Raw genomic sequence first — 20544 nt, forward strand, 5'->3', positions numbered from 1 at the left:
CTTATACGGCTAACTTATGCAGCTAACTTAAGTGGCTATCGTAAACGCTGGCTCTGGATGCTAAGTTACTGCATTGCCTTTTGTGTTGCTGGGGCGTTTTATCATAAGCAACTGATACATGGTCGGTACCCACACTAATGATAATAGGGTGGTTAATAAGGTGCCACCGGCAATAGCAATCGCAAATGGGGGCCAAAAGCCGCCGCCGGCAATAATCAAGGGAATAAAGCCGCCTATGGTGGTAATGGTGGTTGAACCGATATGGCGGCCACAACTACTGACCACCTTGATGATGTCGCCCACGCTTTCATGGCGCTTATTGGGCATATCTTCTAGCTCAGCCAAAATCACAATGGCCGCATTAATGGCCAGTCCCATAAGGCCTAAGAGGCCGATGATCACCGTAAAACCAAACGGATAACCAAATAGATAGACCGCCAGTAATCCCAACCCCGCCGACTGGGCAGCGCTAAATAAGATGATGGCGGTAAGCCTAAATGAATTAAATGACAGTACCACGGTGGCCAGTAGTAGGGTGATCACCAAGAGGATACTCGACAACAGATTACCTACCGCTTCATTACGTTTGGCGCTTTCGCCGCCAACCTCAATCCGATAGCCTGCCGGCAATGGCAGCTGCGTAATGCGCCCCAGTGCTTGATTAAGCACTGTTTGCGGTAATACGCCGCTGACTAAATAGGCTTCGATACTGTTGACGCGCTGACCGTCACGTCGGGTAATCGCGCCTAGACTAACATCAATGCGACTGGTCGACAGCGCCGAGAGGGCGATGCCAGTGCCACTGTGAGACAGCAAGGTGATTTCGGCTAACTTGTTTGGCTGCTCACGGGTGGTTTGCTGGCTGCGCACTCTTATGGGCAGAGATTCGGTTTGTTCTAGTATGCTGCCGCCCACGATGCCCGAGGTGGCCATTTCAATTTGCTGGGCGATGTCGGTAAGCGTCAACCCACTCATCATGCTGGCATCTTCATCGATTTGAAACCACACCTTAGGCGCGCCAGCACTGAGCGTGGCGCGTGTGTGGATCACATGCTCTGTGGTGATAAGTACCTTGCGCACCGCATCACCCATTTCACGTAAGGTATCAAGGTTTGGGCCGAAAATTCTTAGCTCAACGGGCGCGTTAAACGGCGGACCTTGCTCGAGCTTTCTAACGATCACTTGCGCCTCTGGAAAGGCATTATCCAGTTGCTGCTGAAACGCAGAGATCAAGCGATTAGCCGTCGCGAAATCGGCCACTTTGACCATAGCCTGGGCATAGTTACTGGCCCCTTGTTGACGTTGCAGCAAGTTATAGTAGAAGGAGGGCGCGTTGGTGCCAATCATCCAATCGAGACGCTGGATCTCGCCGCCTGCGCGTAGGGCTGTATCAATCTGTTTCACCACTGAGTGAGTGTGCTCAATACTCGATTGTGGTGGGAGGTAAACCTCGATTTGAAACATATCGCGATCCGAGGGAGGAAAAAACTGCTCAGTCATCTGCCCGGCCGCCATGAACCCTGAGATCGGTAAAATGCCGATGATGATCGCCGCCCATAATGGTCGCTGCAGTGCATGTTGCAAAGTGAAAGTGAATGCGCGGCTAAGGGCTGGAAAATCAATGCCCTTTTGATACCACTTGTTGGCGCTTGCCGTAGAGCCAAAACGACCCGCTAATCCGGCAATCAAGGTGTGGGATATTAAATAGGAACCCAGCAGGGCAAACATCACAGAAATGGCAATGCCGCCGACAAACTCACCCGCCGCGCCAGGCATTAACACAATTGGTGCGAAGGCCAGCATAGTGGTGATGGTGGAGCCAGCCAGTGGCAGCCATAGGTGTTTTAAAGTATCGCCCACGGCGGTGAGCCTATTAAGGCCTTGCTGGCGACGCTGCGCGATAGCATCGACAATCACAATGGCGTTATCCACCATGATCCCCAGCGCCACGACTAATCCAGTGACAGACATTTGGTGAATAGGTAAGCCAACGTATTTCATGCAGGCGAGGGTAAACAGGGCGGTGAGCGGTAAGGACAAGGAGACGATCACCGCATTACGAAGCCCCAAGGTCAGCATCAACACCACTAAGATGATGATAAAACCTAATAGCAAACTGCCGATTAAGTCACTGAGCCGCTCTGTGGTGTAGCCCTCTTGATCGAACAGCCATTGAATTTCAACGTTAGCTGATAACTCAGTCTGCATCTGCTCAACCACAAGGTGTACTTGTTGTAACCACAGATCGACTCGGGTGGTATTAAGCATGCGAGCTGCCACCATTACCCCTTGTTGCTGCTCTATTAAGGCGATGCTGCTTTGGGGCGTTTTGGCTTGGCGGCTGATGTGAGCAACTTCGGCTAAGCGAATAATCTGGCCGTTAGCATCCACTTTTAACGGCACCTGTTTTATCCGCGTGACCGAGTCGAGTTCGCCGGACACTTCGACTAGGGCGCGAAAACTGGCGTTATTAATTTCGCCAGCAGACACTTTGGCGTCGGCGTTCGTTAAAATCTGGGCGATAGCCCCCGGACTCAGCCCGAGTTGATTAACCTTATGGCCATCGAGTTGCACCAAAATTTCTTCGGTAGGTGCGCCATAAAGCTTGACGAAATCTGTGCCACTAATTAAGCGTAATTTATTCTGTAACTCTTTGGCATACCTATGGATAATGTCGAGTCTAGGGGCGGTATCGCCTTGCCATACTAGACCTAAAATGGCGGTGTTTGCGTAGCCTAATTGATCGTCAAAGCGCGGGTTTTGCGCACTGGCAGGCAGCTGACTGTTAGCATCGCTGAGCAGATCGCGCGCGCGCGACCACACGGGTTCGGTATCGATGACATTGTCTTTGAGTTCAAGTTGGATAACCGAGATCCCAGGCCGAGAAGTCGATTGAATTAATTTAAGTTCTTCCAATCGACGTAGCTGATTTTCAAGTACTTCGGTCACCAAGGCTTCGACGCGCTCTGCCGACGCACCAGGGTATGGCGTGACGATAGAGGCGAAGCGGTTGGTGATGTTGGGATCTTCCATGCGTGGCAGGCTGCTAATGGCACCTAACCCGGCCACTATCAGCAGTGCGATCACCAAACTGGCTAGGCGGCCATTTTCGACAATAGTTTTGATCATCATCTACCTCGCCGCAGGGGCAGAATGACCTGTAACGATTTCACCGACGACAAGCTTATGTAGCCCAGTGGTGACATAGCGTTCACCATGCTTGAGCGCGCCGGTGACGAAGGCGTGTTCGCCGCGAGTGTAGAGGATATCAACGTCTCGGCGTTCGATACGGTAGTGCTCTTGGGGCTCAGGCATTAACACATAGAGGTTCCACAGGCCTCGCAGGCCGTCGGTCAGTGAGGTGAGCGGCACCCAAAATCCTGGCTGTTGAATCGTTTTTTCATAATACAGATATGCCAGCTCACCATTTAATGCTTGTGCGTCACTGGGCAGGGTAAAGCGCACCGCTACGGTGCGGGTCACAGGATTGACCTCGGCGCTGATCCCTGCGATTTTGGCGGTGTAACGCTGTTGATTTACCGATAAAGGTAGCGACTGGCCTGCTTGTAGTGTTTGGGCAATATTGACCGGAACACCAATAATGGCCTGTGGGTTACCTTGTTCTACAAGGGTAAATAGCGGAGAACCTACGGCGACAACTTCACCTAAGTTATTATTTCTATTTGCAATGATGCCATCAAATGGCGCTAAAAGCGTGGATTTGCTGATACGCAGTTTGTTGGCTTCGATTGCGGCGATTAAGCGTTGTCTGCCCGCCTGTAAGCTATTGAGTTGCCCTTTGAGTTCATCAAGTTGTTGTTCTGAAGCATAACCCTGTTGTTTAAGAGCCAAACTGCGCTCTAGGGTATTTTTAGCCAATTGCAGATCGGCGCTGTTTTGTGCCAAATTGGCTTCAAATTCACGCTTTTCAGCCTCTAATAATGCAGTATCAAGCCGGGCTAATACTTGCCCCGCAGTGACTCGATCGCCACTATCCACCGCCAGTTGCTCAATTTTCCCGGCGAGCTCAAAGCCAATGCCTGTGGTGTTGCCAGCGCGAATAGTACCGGTAAATTGTTGCTCAAACTGATAGCTTGGGACTAATTCCAATTGGCTGGTTGCTACTGTTGGCACGCTCTGCACGATTGCGTTGGACTCACTGGGTTGCTGACACGCGCTACTGGTGACGGCTAACGCTAAAATGAGCAGTATGGTCGTTGACGCTGTGGCGCTAAATCGTTGCATTATTAAGAGGGTATCCGTGGGTGGTTAATGTTTGGTGGTTATTATGTTAATTAATTGGTAGTCTAATTTGCAAAGACTAGACTGTCTAGTCTAGTCTAGTAATAAGTAAGAATAGTTAAGTATTCAATTGATTAATCTGTTCAATATTCTTTGGAGAATGAATGGCGCATTTATCGGTCAGTCGTAGTGAACAAAAACGTGAGCAAATATTAACAGCCGCCATTGAGCTGTTCTGTGGGCAAGGATTTCCTCATACGAGTATGGATGAGGTGGCTAAAAAAGCCGGGGTGTCGAAACAAACGGTTTACGCCCATTTTGGCAGCAAAGATGAGCTCTTTGTGGCGGCGATAGAGTCTAAATGTGTGGTACATCAAGTTACTGATCAGCTGTTTATTTCGCCAGAGTACCCGGAGCGGACTTTACTGCAATTTGGGCATTATTTCAGTGATATGGTGGTCTCTTCCGAAGCCATTGATGTGTTTAAAGCCTGCGTGGCACAAGCCGATACCCATCCAGATATTTCAACTTTGTATTTTAATGCCGGTCCTGAACATCTTATTGGCTTGTTAGAGCATTATTTTATTGAGGTGCAGCGTCTTGGCCATTATCAGTTTGGCGACGTTCGCGGCGCCGCTGTGCGTTTATGCCTTATGTTATTTGGTGAAATGCGCCTAAAGTTAGAGTTGGGATTGGCAGTGGAGGATATCGCGCCCCATCGCACGCGATACATAAAAGAGACGGTTGAGATGTTTTTACGAGGTTATCGCAGCGAAATTTGAGTGTCATTGAAGCATGGTGAATAAACATCGCGGGAAAATAGACGATTTAAGTTGAGCTATAATCTTGGCGCAGCTGATCGGTTTGTAGCACTGATACGTACTGATAACGCTTTGCTTGCAGGCCACTTTATTACACCAAAGAGAGTCCCTGAAGTTGATTAATGGCGCTGAGTCGTGGGTGTCACAAGTTGTGTTATAGATGCTGTAAAAAAGTAATAATCTCAATAATATGGCGTGATAGTAAGCAGTAGTGCGCTCAATAACCGTAATAGCCACAGTGTAATTCTTTAAGCTATTGCATTTCGTTTTTGTTGCGGTGAACATTGCCGTGATCGATAACGATCATCCATTATTTTTATATTGCTGCGATGGAGTTAGCATGATTTTTTATAACAACAGCCGTTTTTCTCGCCTATCGACCTCCTTACTATTTGGTGCGGTTGCCACCCTGGGGGCTAGCGCGTCTGCTGTGGCCAAACCTTACTCGCCGCTGACTTTGAGTGTATCTCGTATTGCGACCTCAGATGCCGACGTGAATAACTCGGGCTACGAGTTACAGCGAGATACCTGGTTATTTGGTGTTAAGAGCGATATACCACTGAATAAGCAGTGGTCTCTCAGTTTAAATGCCAACTATGACAAGTTAGATTTTGATTGGTCTGGCAGAGGAGCTGGATTAATGGGGGGGCAACTGTCCCCTTGGTCATCAGTTGACCGTTACAGTGCCGGTGTGGGGCTGAGTTTTCGGCCTAATCAGCGCTGGATGTTCCTGTTTGCGCCTAAGATCCAATACGCTTACACAGATGATGCCTCGCGATCAAATGCACAAAGCTATGGTGTGGTCGCCTCAGGCATGTACCGATTCAATAATGGCAATATGTTGGGGCTTGGCGTAGCCTATTTAAACGATATTTCAGAGGTTAGAACCGTGCCTTATCTGGCGGTTAACTGGCAAATTAGTGACAGACTCAAGCTGGGCAATCCATTTTCGGCTGGTTTTAGTGGCCCAGCAGGTTTGGAGCTGAGTTATAAGCTGTCTGATGATATCGATGTGGGTGTTGGCGCATCGAAGCGTACTCAACGATTTTTAGTTAAAGATGATAACGTGGCCGTCGAAATCGACGAGTGGGCAAGCTTTGTGCGTGCAGGATGGGCGGTGAATGAGTCATTTTCACTCAATGGCTATTTAGGTTATTACTTTAATGGCGAAATGGAGCTGAGCGAACCCAATAATACCGATACCCTAGATAATCAACTCGCTATGGCGTTTGCAGCGCAATATAAGTTCTAATATACGCTCTTCATATCAACGCAAGTTTGCGCTCAATATCTGAGTGAAATTTTAATGCGAGTTAGGCCAGGTCATTAAGGGCCCCAAAGAGAGTCTTAAATTAATGAATAAGCCCAGCCAATAATGCTGGGCTTATTGTTTGTTAGGCTGTGTGATGTGTTGCATAAGAGCTCGTGATTCATATCAATAAGTAACGTTAATAAGCACCAACAACTCGAATCAACAACTAATAGCAATAATTCGCTCTACTCCAAATGATAGCGCCAGATGGTGATGAGCGTTTATGTTAGCCCCGTCCCAATTGTTGGTACCTTATTGTCCCAGCATTGCCGCCTTTAAGCTGCTTTGTGCTGGTGAGTCCCCAAGCCAAATATTAAGTAAGGCTTGTCTAAAGTCTTCGCCTTGAATGTTTGCCTGTAATTGGTTGTTTTTATAGGCACTGACGCCAACGTCCTGAGTGGTCTCAAAGGTAAACTGATCACCCTCAACTATAGGCTCATTAAATAAGGCCATAAAAGTGTCAATGTGTTGCTTAATTGGGGCAACATGGCCTTGGGTGGCATCGTCAAACCCGGTGATAATGGCATCGCTCATTTTGTCAGAGGTGATCATCCCAGAGGTGATATTAAGCCGGATCACAGCCTTGGGGGCGTTGATAATGGCCTCAACGTCACTGCTTGGCTGCTGAAGGTAAAGACTGCCTACATACAAGTCCATAAAGAATTTACTGCGCACGCCAGCGCCATTGAGTTGCAAGGTGTTGTCAGCTAATTTAATCGTTTCAGCCACTTCGACATCGGCGATCGTTTTGGCATTTGCCAGACAGGTCATTAGTAAAGGCAGCAATAGGGTTAAGGTGGTAATGGGTTTCATCGTCGGTCTCATTTTTAGTTATTGGTTTGAGTCATGGTTGCCGTGATGGCGATGATGGGGCGAGGGCTAACCTCGCTGACCCACTTGGTATTGGCCACTTTGATGAAATATCGCCGCTTGTTTTTTCTTCGGAGAGATCAGTAGTGGGCCGTCATCAAAAAACAGGAAACACTTCCAGTTGCGTACAAAAACATCCCACCGAGTTTCAATAACTTGATATTTTTCATAGCAAAAGTAGATTGGCGTGTCATTTTCCCAGTCAAAATGATGGTGTAATATTTCGGGCAGTTCGGCCGCTTCGCTGTCCCATGCGCTTTGCCAATGGTCGGTTTCAAGCCAAGCATCGGCTTTTGCTGCCCAGTCACCCTTGGTAAATTGCTCGGCGCGACTGCTCTTGTTACTTATCCATTTATTCCACACCTCCATTGATGATTTTTGATCAAGGGGCTTAATGAATGCCTTGTCATCATCACTGACAGGAAGATCTTTGTGATTGAAGATCCATTTACGTTGGTATTGATCGAGTGGAATATAAGTATGTGCCACAGAGCCTCGCTATCGAAATTGGGTGAGATATGCAAAGGCGTATTATACGGTTTGAATGCGAGCAAGGGAAAGGGCACCAGCGGATAAATCTTTGCACTGATGCCCTAGGGCCTGTTGATCTTTGCTGGTCATTTCTACTGCGTTCTCAGCTTTTTATGTAGAATAACTACACCACAAAGCTTCTGCCTTGTATAAATACCCAACAATTCGCTGCAAAAATAACCTCGAAAGATCAACAGGCCCTATCGCTTAATCGCCGAGCTGCTGGATATAGCTTATCGCGGCTTGGTTTTCTTCATCTAGGCTTAAGACGTTTTCAAAACAGGCGCGTGCGCCATCGATTTGGCCGACATTGGCGAGAAAAATCCCCAGTTTTAACATTACCGGAATATCTTGCGGATATTTATCGAGGTAATCCAAGTAAGTGGCTAACGCGTCTTGGGCATTGTCGTTTAAGTATAAGGCCTGAGCATATTGCGGCAGATATTCGTCGCTATAGGTAATAATTTTGGCATATTGCGCCAGCGCCAGCGGCAGGCGGTTAAGCTTTAAAGCCAGTAGGATTATCTGCTTTAACTCTGCTTCTTGTCGCTGTTCGATGGGGGTTGCCAGCACGGCATCGAGCGCCAGCTCTAGCTGGTTTTCGAGCCGATATTGATAACTTTTGGCTAAGTTATGCAGACGGGTAATATCAAGATCACTGTCGACATAAGGGGCGGTGTACTGCACCATTTTTGTGATGCCCAGCAGGTGTTTGTAATGCAGCAGAGCATGCAGTTTTTTAAAGGCATTGTTGAGTTGTGGTACAGCAGGCTCATCGCTGGGATCGATAAACGCCTTGACCATAAATTGGTCATGGTATTGCTGTCGGGTTTTTGCCAGTTCGCTTTGCTGAGCAGTTGTTAATTGTGCGTATTGCTGCGGATGTTGCTGTTGCCAAATAAGGGCGCGTCCCCACTGTGCATCGATATCCCAGCGCTCACATAAGGCGTGAATATCCACTTCATCTTGATGCTCTGCAAGGCGTGAACTTACCCGCGCGATAGCCTCATCAACTAATCGACTTAATGCGATCGTGATGTCGCTAAAAGCTTGATAGTAAAGACGGGTATTGTCAGTCACATCTTGCTGTGACCAGTCATCGACTTTTTTGGTGGATAAAAAGTGGCTAAATTCATAATAACCATAAAATTTAACCAGCTTTGCTAGGCCAGAGTAGTTAGCGTTGATGCTGCTTTCGATATTGTCGAGCTTGCTAGCTAATGCGCCTATGCGCTCAGGATACTGATGCGCCGCTTCTATTTGGTCGACCAATTGCAGTGCGTCTTGATTGTAGTCATTTAACTGCGCCAGTTGTTCGCTAGTGGCTTTTAAGGCGTCGAGCGTGCTGCCAAGTAACTGACATTTCTTGTCGATACTCAATAGATGCTGGGCTGGGGCCAGCAGCGCGCGTTGCTTGGCGCTGATCTCTGCTAAGGTGATGTCATGGGCATTGACCTGTTCAACCCCGTTAACCTTGGCGGCATCAGGTGACAGATTGATATAGCGTGCCCCGGGGTACGCCTCGATTGCTGCTGCCAGTGATTGTATGGCGTACATTAGCTGTATAGGAGTTTCCGCCATTTCACCACAATTGGTTTCAACCCACTCGTACATAATCCCCATGTCCGGTCCAAGGCTTGCGCCATAGGTGCCAGCGGTGTGGGTGATACCCGATTGCGAATGGCAAAAATCGACGCCGCACAACAAAATTTGGCTAAACCCCATCTCCCGTGCAATTTCGATAGCGCTATTGGTGACTGTGGGGCCGACGGACTCGATATTGTTGTTATCGTGGTCATTGTTCCAAGGTAAACGAGAGCCGGTATAGAGCGCGGCGCCGCGCCATTGACCGATAATTTGCGGGGTCACATGGTAGGAATAGACGAGCAACGTATCGTGCTCCAGTGACATCAACTCTTTATTGACATCAAAACTTATCGATTGTGGGTCGACCGAGACAATGATGTCAGGTTTTATCTCCAGTTTGGCTAATTTGCCTACAATGCGTGAGGCGGCAATGATCACCAGTCGGTCGGCGTTGGCTTTTATCCAGTCAATATTGTTATCGAGGGAGGGCCCACCGCCTAATACGATGCAGGTTTTATCATTAAATTGGCCACGCAGTACTGAGGCGGGTTGCAGGTTTTCGGCTAAATTGGTTAGCTGAGTCTGGATAAACAGCTTCTGATTAAAGGCCGTGCCTAAGCTAAAGGATTCATGCTCAATCATTTTCTCGATTTCAGCATTGATCTCACTGTAGGGCTCTAAATAATTGCCATCGACGGCAATTGAGCGATGAATGGCGTACTTACCTTTGACTAAAAACACATTATTGCGGATATCGGCAATGGTCTCTTTAAGCTCATCAAATGAGATCACGCTTATCTCATCAGCGAGGTGCTCAGGGATGTCGATAGACAACATGGAGAGCACTTCTGGCAGCTCAACAAAAATAAACTTAGCCCCATCGGCAAGTGGATGCTCCATGACATAATTGGCCAGCAGCCCAGAATCGAGGCCGATGATGATATGTAAGGTATCGGGTTTAGATAAGGCCTGTTTGAAGCGCTCGTTATACAATGAAGTGGAGTCAATTTTTTCAAATGTATTGCGATTGATGCTGGGCAGGTAATATTCGCCAAAGCGGCTGACAGCAAAGCTTCTGGAGATTTCTGGTGGATTATCTAACATGATGTCCTCATTCGTCGGTTCGAATTGTGCTTGACCAGTGATGAGCATAGCCTACCTGCTAATGCTGCGGATTCAAATGGGTTTCCTATCTTTACTGGCGAAATTTACTGGCGAATTCGCTGTTAATCGCTACTAGCGACTTACAGTTGGCATGCTTACTTTGCCATGGTTGGTTATCTGCCTTGCTTCACGTTTGACTCCAGCATTGGGGGAGACTGTTAATGCTATCAACTGGATTGTGAGTTGCTATCAAGTGCTATTTACTGTCTTTGATATACCAAAGTGAGATGTTTGTCACAAAAGTGGCGAAGTGTAGGCCAGAGCATTGCATGGATGACGGCTTATTGTCGCTTGTATTCACCTTGCTTGGTGTCACGGTATTTTATTCATAGGGTAAAAAGTGATTAGCTGGCTGCAGGTGAGTCGATAAATCGTACAATATGAGTAATGTGCTGCACAACAAGGGCAAATATAGTTAGACAATTAAGATTAAGTTACTAAAATTAAATGCGTTTATAAGTTTACTTTTTTGTCTGGCTCTATCTATGAGTCTGCCTGTTGTTCGGTTATCGCGATGGGCGGTATGTGTTATGCAGCAGCTTATATTTTTAGTGTGAACTCCATTATATTGGGTATCAGATTTCGCTACATTCATTTTAATTTTAGTCGTGCTGTTTAAAGCAGCTATTTGGAGACTATATGTTTAACAATAAATCCATCCTCATAACTGGCGGCACTGGCTCATTCGGTCAAAAATACACCAAGACAATTTTAGCGCGTTATAAACCTAAGCGGTTGATTATTCTCTCTCGTGACGAGTTAAAACAGTATGAGATGCAGCAGGTCTATAACGATCCTTGCATGCGCTATTTTCTTGGCGATGTGCGCGATGGCGATCGTCTTATGCAAGCGTTTAATGACGTCGACTTTGTTATTCATGCCGCGGCAATTAAGCAGGTTCCTGCAGCCGAATATAATCCCATGGAATGCATCAAGACCAATATTTACGGCGCTGAAAACGTAATTAAGGCGGCTATCGCGAATAAAGTTAAGCGCGTGATAGCCTTATCTACCGATAAAGCGGCTAATCCCATAAACCTTTATGGCGCCACTAAACTGGCGTCGGATAAACTGTTTGTTGCAGCGAATAACATAGTAGGCGCAGGGGAAACCCGATTTTCTGCTGTGCGTTATGGCAATGTGGTGGGTTCGCGTGGCTCAGTTGTGCCTTTTTTCCAACAGTTAATCAATAATGGCGCGACCTCGCTGCCTATTACTCACCCCGACATGACCCGCTTTTGGATAACCTTGCAAGATGGCGTCGATTTTGTGCTTAAGAACTTTGCTCGCATGCAAGGGGGAGAGATTTTTGTCCCTAAAATTCCCTCGGTGAGAATTACCGATTTGGCCGAGGCCTATGGCCCAGGGCTAGAGCATGAGATTGTGGGGATTCGCCCTGGTGAGAAGATGCACGAAATCATGTGCCCAGCCGACGATTCACACCACACCATCGAATTTGACGATCATTTTGTGATAACACCGAGCATCTCCTTCTTTGGTCGTGAGCATGATTACACTGCCAATAACTTGGGCGAGAAAGGGCATGCGGTACAGCAGGGGTACGAATATCACTCTGGCAATAATCCGCACTTCTTGTCGGCAGATGAGATTAAACATTTTGATAAGGAAGCGTCTGCCTCATGATCCCTTATGGTAAACAACACATTAACCAAGATGATATTGATGCTGTTGTTGAGGTATTAAAGTCAGATTACCTTACTCAAGGGCCTAAAGTGCCCGCTTTTGAACAAGCTATCTGTGACTACACTGGGGCACAATACGCGGTGGCCGTTAACAGTGCCACCTCAGCATTACATGTCGCGTGTTTAGCGCTGGGAGTTGCAGCAGGCGATTATGTCTGGACATCGCCAATTACCTTTGTCGCTTCGGCTAATTGCGCCCTTTATTGTGGTGCCAAGGTCGATTTTGTCGATGTAGATGCTACTACTGGTAATATGTGTCCTAAGGCGCTTCAGGCTAAGCTTGAAGTGGCTAAAGCTCAAGGATGTTTACCTAAAGTGGTGATCCCTGTGCATTTATGCGGGCATAGCTGTGATATGGCTGCGATTGCGGCACTGGCCAGTGAATACGGTTTTTACGTGATTGAAGATGCTTCTCACGGTATTGGCGGTAGTCATCAGGGCAATAAGCTCGGCAGTTGTTGCTATAGCGATATTAGCGTATTTAGTTTTCATCCGGTGAAGATCATCACCAGTGCCGAAGGTGGCGTGGCAACCACCAATAATGCCGATTTAGCGGCTAAAATGGGGCTGTATCGCAGTCATGGCATTACCAAAGATCCCCACAAAATGCAGCGCCCAGATGAAGGCGATTGGTACTACGAACAACACGCGTTAGGGTTTAACTACCGCATGACCGAGATGCAGGCCGCATTAGGTTTGAGTCAGATGGCACGTTTAAATGAGTTTGTTGCTGCACGTAATCAGTTGGCGACCCAGTACCATCAGGCTTTTGTTGATCTTAATCTGCAATGGGTGACTCCGCTTGAAAACAGTCACAGTGCCTATCATCTGATGGTCGCGTTGCTGCCGGAAACCTTAGATAGAAAAGCGATATTTAATGCCATGAGAGATGCAGACATTTGTGTCCACGTTCATTATTTTCCTGTGCATCTGCAGCCTTACTATCAAGATCTTGGCTTTGCCGAGCATGATTTCCCTCATGCTGAGTATTTTTATCGGCATTGTTTATCCTTGCCTTTATTTCCTGATTTAACTATCGAGCAGGTAGATTATATTTGTTATACCTTAAAGGAGTTGCTTAATTGAATATTGCTATAATACCTGCTCGAGGCGGAAGTAAGAGAATTCCCAGAAAAAATATTCGCCATTTTTGTGGCAAGCCTATCATTGCTTACTCCATTGAAGCTGCGTTAAAAAGTGGCTGTTTCGATCGTGTGATCGTTTCGACCGACTGTGAAGAAATAGCACTAATCGCAGAAAGTTATGGAGCTCATGTTCCATTTCTTAGGCCTGCAGAGTTATCTGATGATTTAGCAAGTACTAGGGGGGTAGTAAATCATGCTATCAACTGGGTTACTGACAACTTAATAAATCCGGAATACGTTTGCTGTCTCTATGCTACGGCCCCTTTTATAACCGTGGAGACCTTGCAGCAAAGTTATAAACAATTGCAGGAAGCTGGGAAAAATTTTTGTTTTACAATAACCAGTTTTCCTTTCCCAATCCAACGAGCTCTTTATATGGATGATAATGATAATGGTAATGTCCAAATGTTTTTTCCTGAGCATAGGCAAAGCCGCTCTCAAGATTTAACTGAGGCATATCATGATGCAGGCCAATTTTACTGGGGACGCTCAGAAGCTTTTCTCTCGGGCAAGACGATGTATTCAGAGCATTCTACGGCTTACATTTTGCCTAGGTATCAAGTGCAGGATATTGATACCGAAGAAGATTGGATTTTTGCCGAGTATTTATTTAAGTCGGGGCTATGATGAGTCAAGTAGTAATCCGTACAGATAGTGGTCACCATATCGGCACAGGTCATCTTATGCGTTGCTTAAGCTTAGCGAGGGAACTTAATCTAATAGGTATTCAAGTAACATTTTGTTGTCGAAACCATCAGGGAGACATGTCTACTTTTGCAGCCCAGCAATATCAGGTCTTAATGCTGCCTGAACCTCGAAAATATACTTCAATGCATGGCAGTTACCCTCATAGTCATTGGCTTGGAACCTCAGAGGTAGAAGATGCAGATGAAACGATTAACGCTCTGAAACTAGAAAAAATATCACCAGATTGGATCGTAGTTGATCATTTTTCTCTGGGGGCTGATTGGGAGAGAACGGTTGCCGATACTACCGGGGCAAATATTGTCGCTATCGATGGCCTATGTGATCGGCCCCATAAATGCGAGGTGTTAATTGCTCCGACTTTGGCCCCAAAGCTCCAAAGCAATAACCAAGGAAAAGTACTAGTTGGTCCATGGTACCTGCCTTTGCGACCAGAGTTTAAACGCGACAAACCTAATCTAAGAAAACAACTCAAGACAGTTTTAGTATGCTTTGGTGGTACAGACAAAGACGATATTACGGGTAGAGTCTGTAAATTATTACAACGAGATAATTTACGAAAAGCATTGCAACGAATCATCGTTGTTGTAGGAAAGTCTTACCCTCATATCGATGAACTCACTAAAACCTGTCAACGATACCCAGACTTCTTTCAATTAGAGATACAGTCTTCCCAAATTGCAGAGCTAATGTTAAAGGCCGATTTGGCTATTGGTGGCGGCGGCACTATGTCTTGGGAGCGATGTGCTATGGCACTACCTGCTTTATGCTGAACCATAGCGGAGAATCAACAGACTCCTAATCGAACGTTGGCAGAATTAGGAGCGATTATCAACATGGGTGAAGTCTCTGAAACCTTAGAGCAAAACCTAAATACGACTCTGATCGATTTAATCGATCATCCGAGAATATTACAAAAACTCTCATCTAATGCTAGGCAAGTTATGGCAGGGTGGGAAAATAAAATGACTTGGATTCAACTGCTAAAAATAAAACAGGAAAGCTAAAATGAAGCCACAACGAGTTGTCATTATAGGGGGAGCTGGCAATGGTATGGTTCTTGCACAAATTATCCTAGATATGCAGAGAGCTGGCGAATCGATAATTTTAGAGGGCTTCTTAAATGATCATGCTGAACAAGGTGAAATGTTAGGGCACTGGCCAGTATTGGGCCAAACATCTCAATGGAATACTTTAGATGATGACATTAAATTTATTTTTGCATTATTGAGTGTGGGTAAAATGCGTTCACGTGTGGAGCTATTGAAGTCACTGATGATACCTATCGAGCGAATGGCTAAACTTATTCACCCTAGTGCAATGATAGGTTTTAACACCCAGATTGGTGCTGGAAGTGTGATCTTTTCGCATGTATCACTGCAGCCAGGAGTTAAGGTTGGAGAAAATACACTTGTCAGAGCCGGAGCTAATTTAGGGCACGATGTTCAAATAGGAGATTTTGTCGATATTGGTCCCAACGTTTGCCTATGTGGTTATGCTAAAGTTGCTAAGGGTGTTCATATCGCAGCTAATTCTGTTATCCGTGATGGTTTGATCCTTGGAAGCTATGCAGTCATTGGTGCTGGTGCTGTTTTACTCAGGGATGCTGCAACAAATACGACCTGGTTGGGTAACCCTGCACGCCGAATAAATTAGTTTACAGGAGAGGTTATGTTTAAATTTAAAGGTAATCGGAATTACCTTCACGGTACAGATTTTTATCATTTTTCAATTGAATTTGCTGAAAAATCACTTCCGCTAAACACTCAACTTACCCAACTGAGTTTTCGGAAGTTTGCCCATACTCAGTGCACTCTGCATTTAGATAATCCGATGTCTAAAGCTGTTGTTGCTACAGGGAGTTTCAGTCAAAAAGATGGCACAAAAACCCCCTTTTGGTGGGTGGCCGATGATAGTCCTGTGAAAGAGTGCTATGAATTTGATGAGGATGCGTTAGTTGGCGAAGCACAAATCACGCTTAAACCAGCCTCCATTAAAATATTAATAAAAACAAATAAATACACATGCATAGAAGTGCTTGTTGCTTTGACGAAGAAGTTACATAACACTATTGCTCCACCTATTATTGGAAAATGGTTTTTTGGGCAACTCAATCTTAAGCAAAACCTGCCGTTAGAATATAAGCAAGCAGAAATAAGATTAAAGTCGTTACTCCATGGAAAGTTCTCAGTTTCTGAGATCTGGCTAGATGACGTTAATATTGGTCAATTGCGCTTCATTATAGGTGAACAGTAATGCAAATCGGAATCAAGGCTGTAGCTGGATATCTTCCTGAAAATGCAATAGATAATCTGGATTTAGGTGCTAAATTTGGAGAGCCTCCCGAGTTTGTTGAAACCAAATTGGGGGGGCTGCAATTACCTAGAAAATCTTCTGAACAAGAATGCTCAGATCTATGTTGTGCTGCAATCAATCAACTAATTAAGCAACAACCTGAACTGAACTTAGATGCCATTGAAGCCTTAATTGTGGTTACCCAAAATGGAGATGGTGAAGGCTTACCTCACACCGCTGCAATCGTGCAAAAAAAAGTTGGGTTTTCTAAGAATATCGCTGCTTTTGATGTCTCATTAGGGTGTTCAGGCTATGTGTACGGCTTATATATTATCAAAGGTCTAATGCAAGCTGTTGGCATGAAACAGGCATTACTAGTAACAGCTGACCCTTACTCTAAAGTTATCGATTCCAGTGATCGAATCACCTCAATGTTATTTGGTGATGCAGCTACCGCAACTTGGGTTGGGTACGAGCCGGTATACAAACTTGGACCAGTAAAGTTTGGCACCGATGGTAATGGCGCCGAATTCTTACATGTCAAGGATGGTATTTTATCTATGAATGGACGCCAAGTATTCAACTTTGCTTCTGTTAATGTGCCAAAGTATATTAATGAGTTATTAGTATTTTCGGATACAAAAGACTCCGAAGTTGACGCATATATTATTCATCAGGGAAGTGCAGCAATTGTGGATGCCGTCGCTCGACGTTTTCCTGAACGGGATCGCTTTATTAAAGATCTTCAAGACACTGGTAATACTGTCTCATCTTCCATTCCACTACTACTTGAAAAATACGCTATGGATAGTCAATGGCAAAAAGTCATACTAAGTGGATTTGGGGTTGGTTTTTCTTGGGCCAACGCATTAATTTATAAATAAGAGGTCAACATGGTTAATTTAGACATAATTAAAAATGCATTAGAAGAATCTGGAGCAGTTGATACTGCCGAACTGACGCCGGATATAACTTTTGAATCTGCTGGATTAGATAGCTTAGATATGTTCAACCTATTTGTTGAGTTAGAGCAAATAACAGGTCATCAGATTCCTGATGATAAAGTTGATGAACTTAATACTCCTGCCGCTGTTATTAACTACTTTTCAATCTTAAAATGACTCATTGGTTACCAAATAAAACCTTTGTGATTGCCGAGCTTTCCGCCAATCACAATAGAAGTTTAATCCATGCTCTTGAGACCATTCGAGCCATTGCTGAAACCGGTGCAGATGCGGTGAAAGTGCAAACCTATAAGCCCCAATCACTTTGCTTAAATATAGATAACGGTTATTTTGGAAAACGTAAAGCAGGTTTGTGGAAAGGACGAACATTATGGAGTTTGTTTGAAGAAGCTGCTTTACCATATGAATGGCACCGTCCTCTTCAACAACTCACTCATGAGCTAGGAATGCAATTTTTTTCTAGTCCATTCGATCTAGATGGCGTTGATTTTTTAGAAAACCTCGATATTCCTTTTTATAAAATTGCCTCTTTTGAGATAAACCATCTTCCTCTTATCGAAAAAGCTGCAAGCACTGGTAAACCAGTTATTATATCGACAGGTGTTGCTGATGACAAAGATATTAATTTAGCATTAGACACCTGTTTCAAAGTTAATAATCACCAAGTGGCTTTACTAAAGTGTACCTCTCAATATCCAGCTAGCTTGTCTGATGCTAATCTCACGATGATCACTGATATGCAAAACAGATTTAACGTTCCAATTGGCGTTTCAGACCATACTATAGGTGCTTTTGTGCCAACTGTTGCGGTGAGTTTAGGAGCTCGAATTGTTGAAAAACATTTTACTCTAAATCGGGCTTTGGGTGGACCTGATTCTGCTTTCTCAATGGAACCTGACGAATTTAGTGACATGGTAAAACAAATCCGACTAGTAGAATCAAGTTTAGGTAAAGTGAATTATTCTGTTTCAACAGTTGATGCGATGAGAAGACGTTCCATATTTTTTTGTCGTGATCTTGCTAAAGGGGACATTATTCAAGAAGGAGATGTTAAAATACTTCGTAACGGTAGTGGTTTAGCCCCCATGCTTATGCCACAGTTAATCGGAAGTGTTCTAGTTAAAGGGGTAAACTGTGGAGAGCCTGTAAGGAGTGAGGACATTTTGGGAATGAAATGATATATGGTTATGACGTTGTAAGAAAATCCCGATAATAGATTGTTGGGTACGTAAATATTACCGCAGAGGGTGTCGAGTTAATATTTTCATCTTGGAATATTATATCTTTCTATTGTAGTTGTTCAGAGTAGAACTGACAGTTACCTGTTTTTCGAAGGTATCTGTCAGCTTAGACTTGAACTAAGATTTATTCGCCCAAAACAGTTTTCCATCAAGTAGAAAATATATAAAGTTATAGCGGTGACTTTAACAGTAAGGGCAAGTCATATTCGAGGCTGTCAGCCAAAGCAAGCCAGTCGTGGCGCTCCTGCGCCGCCAGCATCTCACGAAATAACTCAACCACAGTTACGGCATTTTGTAACTCAGGCAAGATGGGTTTAAGCAGGTCGATGCACTGAGCAAAGTCATGTGAGCCATCGGCTTCATGGCCTAAGCGAAACTTATGCGCAGCCGTAATCAGCATTTGGATAAGGGCGTCAGTTGCAGTACTTTTCATTACTTACACTCCTGATATTGGGCGCCATCAATGGCGGCACCATCTAAACTTGCATTATAAAAAGTCACCTCAGGTTTAGTGAGAATATAATGTTCAAGGGCAAGCAAATAGCCGCGAAAATTCAGATCGGTTGCTACTTTTTCGCCATGTCCGTTCATCACCCAATGTTGCTTGGCATTGGCGATAGAAGGGCCTAATTTACCGTCTTGCCAAAAGGCGTGGGTCTTATTATGCGGATAACTAAAATCACAACCAAATAAGGTTATCGATTGGCTGTTTAAATGTACGGCTAAATCGATGGCCGGATGGATGACGCTACCATTGGCAAATAGGCGCAGTTTAGGACATTGCTGGTGGAACTCATCATAGATTTTACTGTGCGAGTAGGCTGCAAAACGTTGCCCTGGCCACCACTGTAACACTGCTTGCTGTGACTTGGGGAAGTAGACCAGTTTCACGTTATCAGGCACGTTATCGGGTAAAAATTCACGCGTGACATTTTGATCTATGCTCACGACGATATCGGGAACAATCTGTTCATTGAGTAAGGCTTTTAATGCGGTGTCGACGCTAATCATCAATGGCCGAGTCGCTTCTGGTAATGCTCGTTGCGCCCTAAGGTAAGCGTAATGCTGCTCAAGCGTGGGGCCAGTGGCGATGACCAAGGTTTGATTAGGTTCATATTGCAAGCTTAAAGTGGCGGCATCGGCATCTTGTTGCATGGTCGCAAGATTATCCCGCATGCGCTGCTGAAGCTCAGCGTCATCATTGCCATGGCTTCTGTTGGCAAAATCAAGGTTATTGTTAAATACCAACAAGTCACGCAACCTAGCATTGTCATCGCTGCTCAATAAGAGTTCGGGCGTGACGGTAATGTAGTGGGGCGGTAGTCGGTGTTGTTGAAGCTGGTGCATAAGCGTTAGGCGCGGATCGCTCAACCATTCGCGCTGATCGGTATAAGTCAGTAATAAGGCAAACAGGCTGACATTGAGCAGGCCAATACGAATGCTTTTTATATTGGGGTGCTGCACTAGGACGGCGGGGACATCTCCCATGCCGACACCATAAACCGTGAGGTCATTGCAGTTTGCTGGCAGTTGTTTAATCAACAGCTGCGCTTCGGCGATACGGTTATGCCGACTGCTCAATTGAATACCATTGACACTGATGGTTTGTTCATTGCCATTAACGAGACAAGCATCGAAGTGTTCAATGTTTGCCGCATGTAAGGCTGAAGCGAGCAGAGGCCAACGCTTATTAATGATCTCGAGGTTAGCAGTAAACAGCTCAGTCATTGACGCTATCCTTTATAGGGTTGAGGTAAATAGGAATAATGGAGATAAGTTGATGTTTATTGCGCAGCGTTGACGACAAAGCTGACTTTGGCTACCAGCATTATTTATCATGCGACTATTACGCTACTTTCACGCCGTAATACGCAGTTACTTTCATGGGGCTAAAGTACCTTAAAAACGCCTCAAAATCCATGATAAAGCGGATAGCGAGTCAGTCAAAAATCACATTAAATGC

The 20544-nt window shown here is 45.3% G+C and carries 19 protein-coding genes; 12 read left to right on the forward strand and 7 right to left on the reverse strand.

Going from position 1 to position 20544, the window contains the following annotated elements; translation table 11 throughout:
• Positions 1–60: 60 nt before the first annotated feature.
• Positions 61–3129, reverse strand: a complete 3069-nt coding sequence (locus tag AC0VXX_RS05370; RefSeq protein WP_475516944.1) for an efflux RND transporter permease subunit — start codon at positions 3127–3129, stop codon at positions 61–63.
• A 3-nt stretch (positions 3130–3132) separates the two neighbouring features.
• Positions 3133–4245, reverse strand: coding sequence for an efflux RND transporter periplasmic adaptor subunit (locus tag AC0VXX_RS05375; RefSeq protein ID WP_475516243.1), 1113 nt, complete (start codon positions 4243–4245; stop codon positions 3133–3135).
• A gap of 161 nt (positions 4246–4406) precedes the next feature.
• Between AC0VXX_RS05375 and AC0VXX_RS05380 the strand changes: the two genes are divergently transcribed.
• Together AC0VXX_RS05380 and AC0VXX_RS05385 are read left to right on the forward strand one after the other, a co-directional pair.
• Positions 4407–5024, forward strand: coding sequence for a TetR/AcrR family transcriptional regulator (locus AC0VXX_RS05380; RefSeq protein WP_475516244.1), 618 nt, complete (start codon positions 4407–4409; stop codon positions 5022–5024).
• Positions 5025–5403: 379 nt separating this feature from the next.
• A complete protein-coding gene (locus tag AC0VXX_RS05385; RefSeq protein WP_475516245.1) occupies positions 5404–6315 on the forward strand; it encodes a DUF6268 family outer membrane beta-barrel protein in 912 nt (303 codons plus the stop codon).
• A 312-nt stretch (positions 6316–6627) separates the two neighbouring features.
• On the opposite strand, the gene AC0VXX_RS05390 is transcribed toward AC0VXX_RS05385, so the two are convergent.
• The 3 genes from AC0VXX_RS05390 to AC0VXX_RS05400 all read right to left on the reverse strand — a co-directional run bounded on the left by AC0VXX_RS05390 (position 6628) and on the right by AC0VXX_RS05400 (position 10467).
• Positions 6628–7188: a chalcone isomerase family protein gene (locus tag AC0VXX_RS05390; RefSeq protein WP_475516246.1), complete on the reverse strand. Its 561-nt coding sequence runs from the start codon at positions 7186–7188 to the stop codon at positions 6628–6630.
• A 66-nt stretch (positions 7189–7254) separates the two neighbouring features.
• Positions 7255–7734 (reverse strand): DUF2947 domain-containing protein, encoded by a 480-nt coding sequence (locus AC0VXX_RS05395; RefSeq protein WP_475516247.1) that lies wholly within the window; start codon positions 7732–7734, stop codon positions 7255–7257.
• A gap of 249 nt (positions 7735–7983) precedes the next feature.
• Positions 7984–10467, reverse strand: coding sequence for a motility associated factor glycosyltransferase family protein (locus tag AC0VXX_RS05400; protein ID WP_475516248.1), 2484 nt, complete (start codon positions 10465–10467; stop codon positions 7984–7986).
• 699 nt (positions 10468–11166) lie between these two features.
• Here AC0VXX_RS05400 and pseB point away from each other — a divergent pair.
• The 10 genes from pseB (at position 11167) to pseI (ending at position 18518) form a co-directional block, all read left to right on the forward strand.
• Complete coding sequence (pseB, locus tag AC0VXX_RS05405) at positions 11167–12171, forward strand: UDP-N-acetylglucosamine 4,6-dehydratase (inverting) (RefSeq protein WP_475516249.1); 1005 nt, start codon at positions 11167–11169, stop codon at positions 12169–12171.
• On the forward strand, positions 12168–13316 hold the full coding sequence (gene pseC, locus AC0VXX_RS05410) for a UDP-4-amino-4,6-dideoxy-N-acetyl-beta-L-altrosamine transaminase (protein ID WP_475516250.1): 1149 nt from the start codon (positions 12168–12170) through the stop codon (positions 13314–13316). The genes pseB and pseC overlap by 4 nt, the downstream gene beginning before the upstream one ends.
• Entirely contained in the window at positions 13313–14002 is a 690-nt protein-coding gene (pseF, locus tag AC0VXX_RS05415) for a pseudaminic acid cytidylyltransferase (RefSeq protein WP_475516251.1), read from the forward strand. Before pseC ends, pseF begins: the two co-directional genes overlap by 4 nt.
• A complete protein-coding gene (gene pseG / locus AC0VXX_RS05420) occupies positions 14002–14853 on the forward strand; it encodes a UDP-2,4-diacetamido-2,4,6-trideoxy-beta-L-altropyranose hydrolase (RefSeq protein WP_475516945.1) in 852 nt (283 codons plus the stop codon). Before pseF ends, pseG begins: the two co-directional genes overlap by 1 nt.
• A 63-nt stretch (positions 14854–14916) precedes the next feature.
• Positions 14917–15087: a hypothetical protein gene (locus AC0VXX_RS05425; RefSeq protein ID WP_475516252.1), complete on the forward strand. Its 171-nt coding sequence runs from the start codon at positions 14917–14919 to the stop codon at positions 15085–15087.
• Between the two features lies 1 nt (position 15088).
• A complete protein-coding gene (locus tag AC0VXX_RS05430) occupies positions 15089–15736 on the forward strand; it encodes an acetyltransferase (RefSeq protein WP_475516253.1) in 648 nt (215 codons plus the stop codon).
• Positions 15737–15751: 15 nt separating this feature from the next.
• A complete protein-coding gene (locus AC0VXX_RS05435; RefSeq protein WP_475516254.1) occupies positions 15752–16336 on the forward strand; it encodes a hypothetical protein in 585 nt (194 codons plus the stop codon).
• A complete protein-coding gene (locus AC0VXX_RS05440; protein ID WP_475516255.1) occupies positions 16336–17259 on the forward strand; it encodes a ketoacyl-ACP synthase III in 924 nt (307 codons plus the stop codon). The genes AC0VXX_RS05435 and AC0VXX_RS05440 overlap by 1 nt, the downstream gene beginning before the upstream one ends.
• Positions 17260–17268: 9 nt before the next feature.
• Positions 17269–17496, forward strand: coding sequence for an acyl carrier protein (locus tag AC0VXX_RS05445; protein WP_475516256.1), 228 nt, complete (start codon positions 17269–17271; stop codon positions 17494–17496).
• On the forward strand, positions 17493–18518 hold the full coding sequence (pseI, locus tag AC0VXX_RS05450) for a pseudaminic acid synthase (protein ID WP_475516257.1): 1026 nt from the start codon (positions 17493–17495) through the stop codon (positions 18516–18518). Before AC0VXX_RS05445 ends, pseI begins: the two co-directional genes overlap by 4 nt.
• Before the next feature lie 232 nt (positions 18519–18750).
• Here the strand turns inward: pseI and AC0VXX_RS05455 are convergent, their stop codons facing one another.
• Positions 18751–19014 carry a hypothetical protein gene (locus AC0VXX_RS05455; protein WP_475516258.1) on the reverse strand — a complete coding sequence of 88 codons (264 nt, stop codon included), beginning with the start codon at positions 19012–19014 and terminating at the stop codon, positions 18751–18753.
• Positions 19014–20309 carry a motility associated factor glycosyltransferase family protein gene (locus AC0VXX_RS05460; protein WP_475516259.1) on the reverse strand — a complete coding sequence of 432 codons (1296 nt, stop codon included), beginning with the start codon at positions 20307–20309 and terminating at the stop codon, positions 19014–19016. Before AC0VXX_RS05460 ends, AC0VXX_RS05455 begins: the two co-directional genes overlap by 1 nt.
• Positions 20310–20544: the final 235 nt, after the last annotated feature.

This window comes from Shewanella sp. QJM3NY_23, assembly GCF_056173105.1.

Bases quoted from the DNA above. Each gene is read 5' to 3' on its own strand.
- AC0VXX_RS05370 (WP_475516944.1), bottom strand. From the start codon at position 3,129: ATGATCAAAACTATTGTCGAAAATGGCCGCCTAGCCAGTTTGGTGATC.
- AC0VXX_RS05375 (WP_475516243.1), bottom strand. From the start codon at position 4,245: ATGCAACGATTTAGCGCCACAGCGTCAACGACCATACTGCTCATTTTA.
- AC0VXX_RS05380 (WP_475516244.1), top strand. From the start codon at position 4,407: ATGGCGCATTTATCGGTCAGTCGTAGTGAACAAAAACGTGAGCAAATA.
- AC0VXX_RS05385 (WP_475516245.1), top strand. From the start codon at position 5,404: ATGATTTTTTATAACAACAGCCGTTTTTCTCGCCTATCGACCTCCTTA.
- AC0VXX_RS05390 (WP_475516246.1), bottom strand. From the start codon at position 7,188: ATGAAACCCATTACCACCTTAACCCTATTGCTGCCTTTACTAATGACC.
- AC0VXX_RS05400 (WP_475516248.1), bottom strand. From the start codon at position 10,467: ATGTTAGATAATCCACCAGAAATCTCCAGAAGCTTTGCTGTCAGCCGC.
- pseB (WP_475516249.1), top strand. From the start codon at position 11,167: ATGTTTAACAATAAATCCATCCTCATAACTGGCGGCACTGGCTCATTC.
- pseC (WP_475516250.1), top strand. From the start codon at position 12,168: ATGATCCCTTATGGTAAACAACACATTAACCAAGATGATATTGATGCT.
- pseG (WP_475516945.1), top strand. From the start codon at position 14,002: ATGAGTCAAGTAGTAATCCGTACAGATAGTGGTCACCATATCGGCACA.
- AC0VXX_RS05425 (WP_475516252.1), top strand. From the start codon at position 14,917: ATGGGTGAAGTCTCTGAAACCTTAGAGCAAAACCTAAATACGACTCTG.
- AC0VXX_RS05430 (WP_475516253.1), top strand. From the start codon at position 15,089: ATGAAGCCACAACGAGTTGTCATTATAGGGGGAGCTGGCAATGGTATG.
- AC0VXX_RS05435 (WP_475516254.1), top strand. From the start codon at position 15,752: ATGTTTAAATTTAAAGGTAATCGGAATTACCTTCACGGTACAGATTTT.
- AC0VXX_RS05440 (WP_475516255.1), top strand. From the start codon at position 16,336: ATGCAAATCGGAATCAAGGCTGTAGCTGGATATCTTCCTGAAAATGCA.
- AC0VXX_RS05445 (WP_475516256.1), top strand. From the start codon at position 17,269: ATGGTTAATTTAGACATAATTAAAAATGCATTAGAAGAATCTGGAGCA.
- pseI (WP_475516257.1), top strand. From the start codon at position 17,493: ATGACTCATTGGTTACCAAATAAAACCTTTGTGATTGCCGAGCTTTCC.
- AC0VXX_RS05455 (WP_475516258.1), bottom strand. From the start codon at position 19,014: ATGAAAAGTACTGCAACTGACGCCCTTATCCAAATGCTGATTACGGCT.
- AC0VXX_RS05460 (WP_475516259.1), bottom strand. From the start codon at position 20,309: ATGACTGAGCTGTTTACTGCTAACCTCGAGATCATTAATAAGCGTTGG.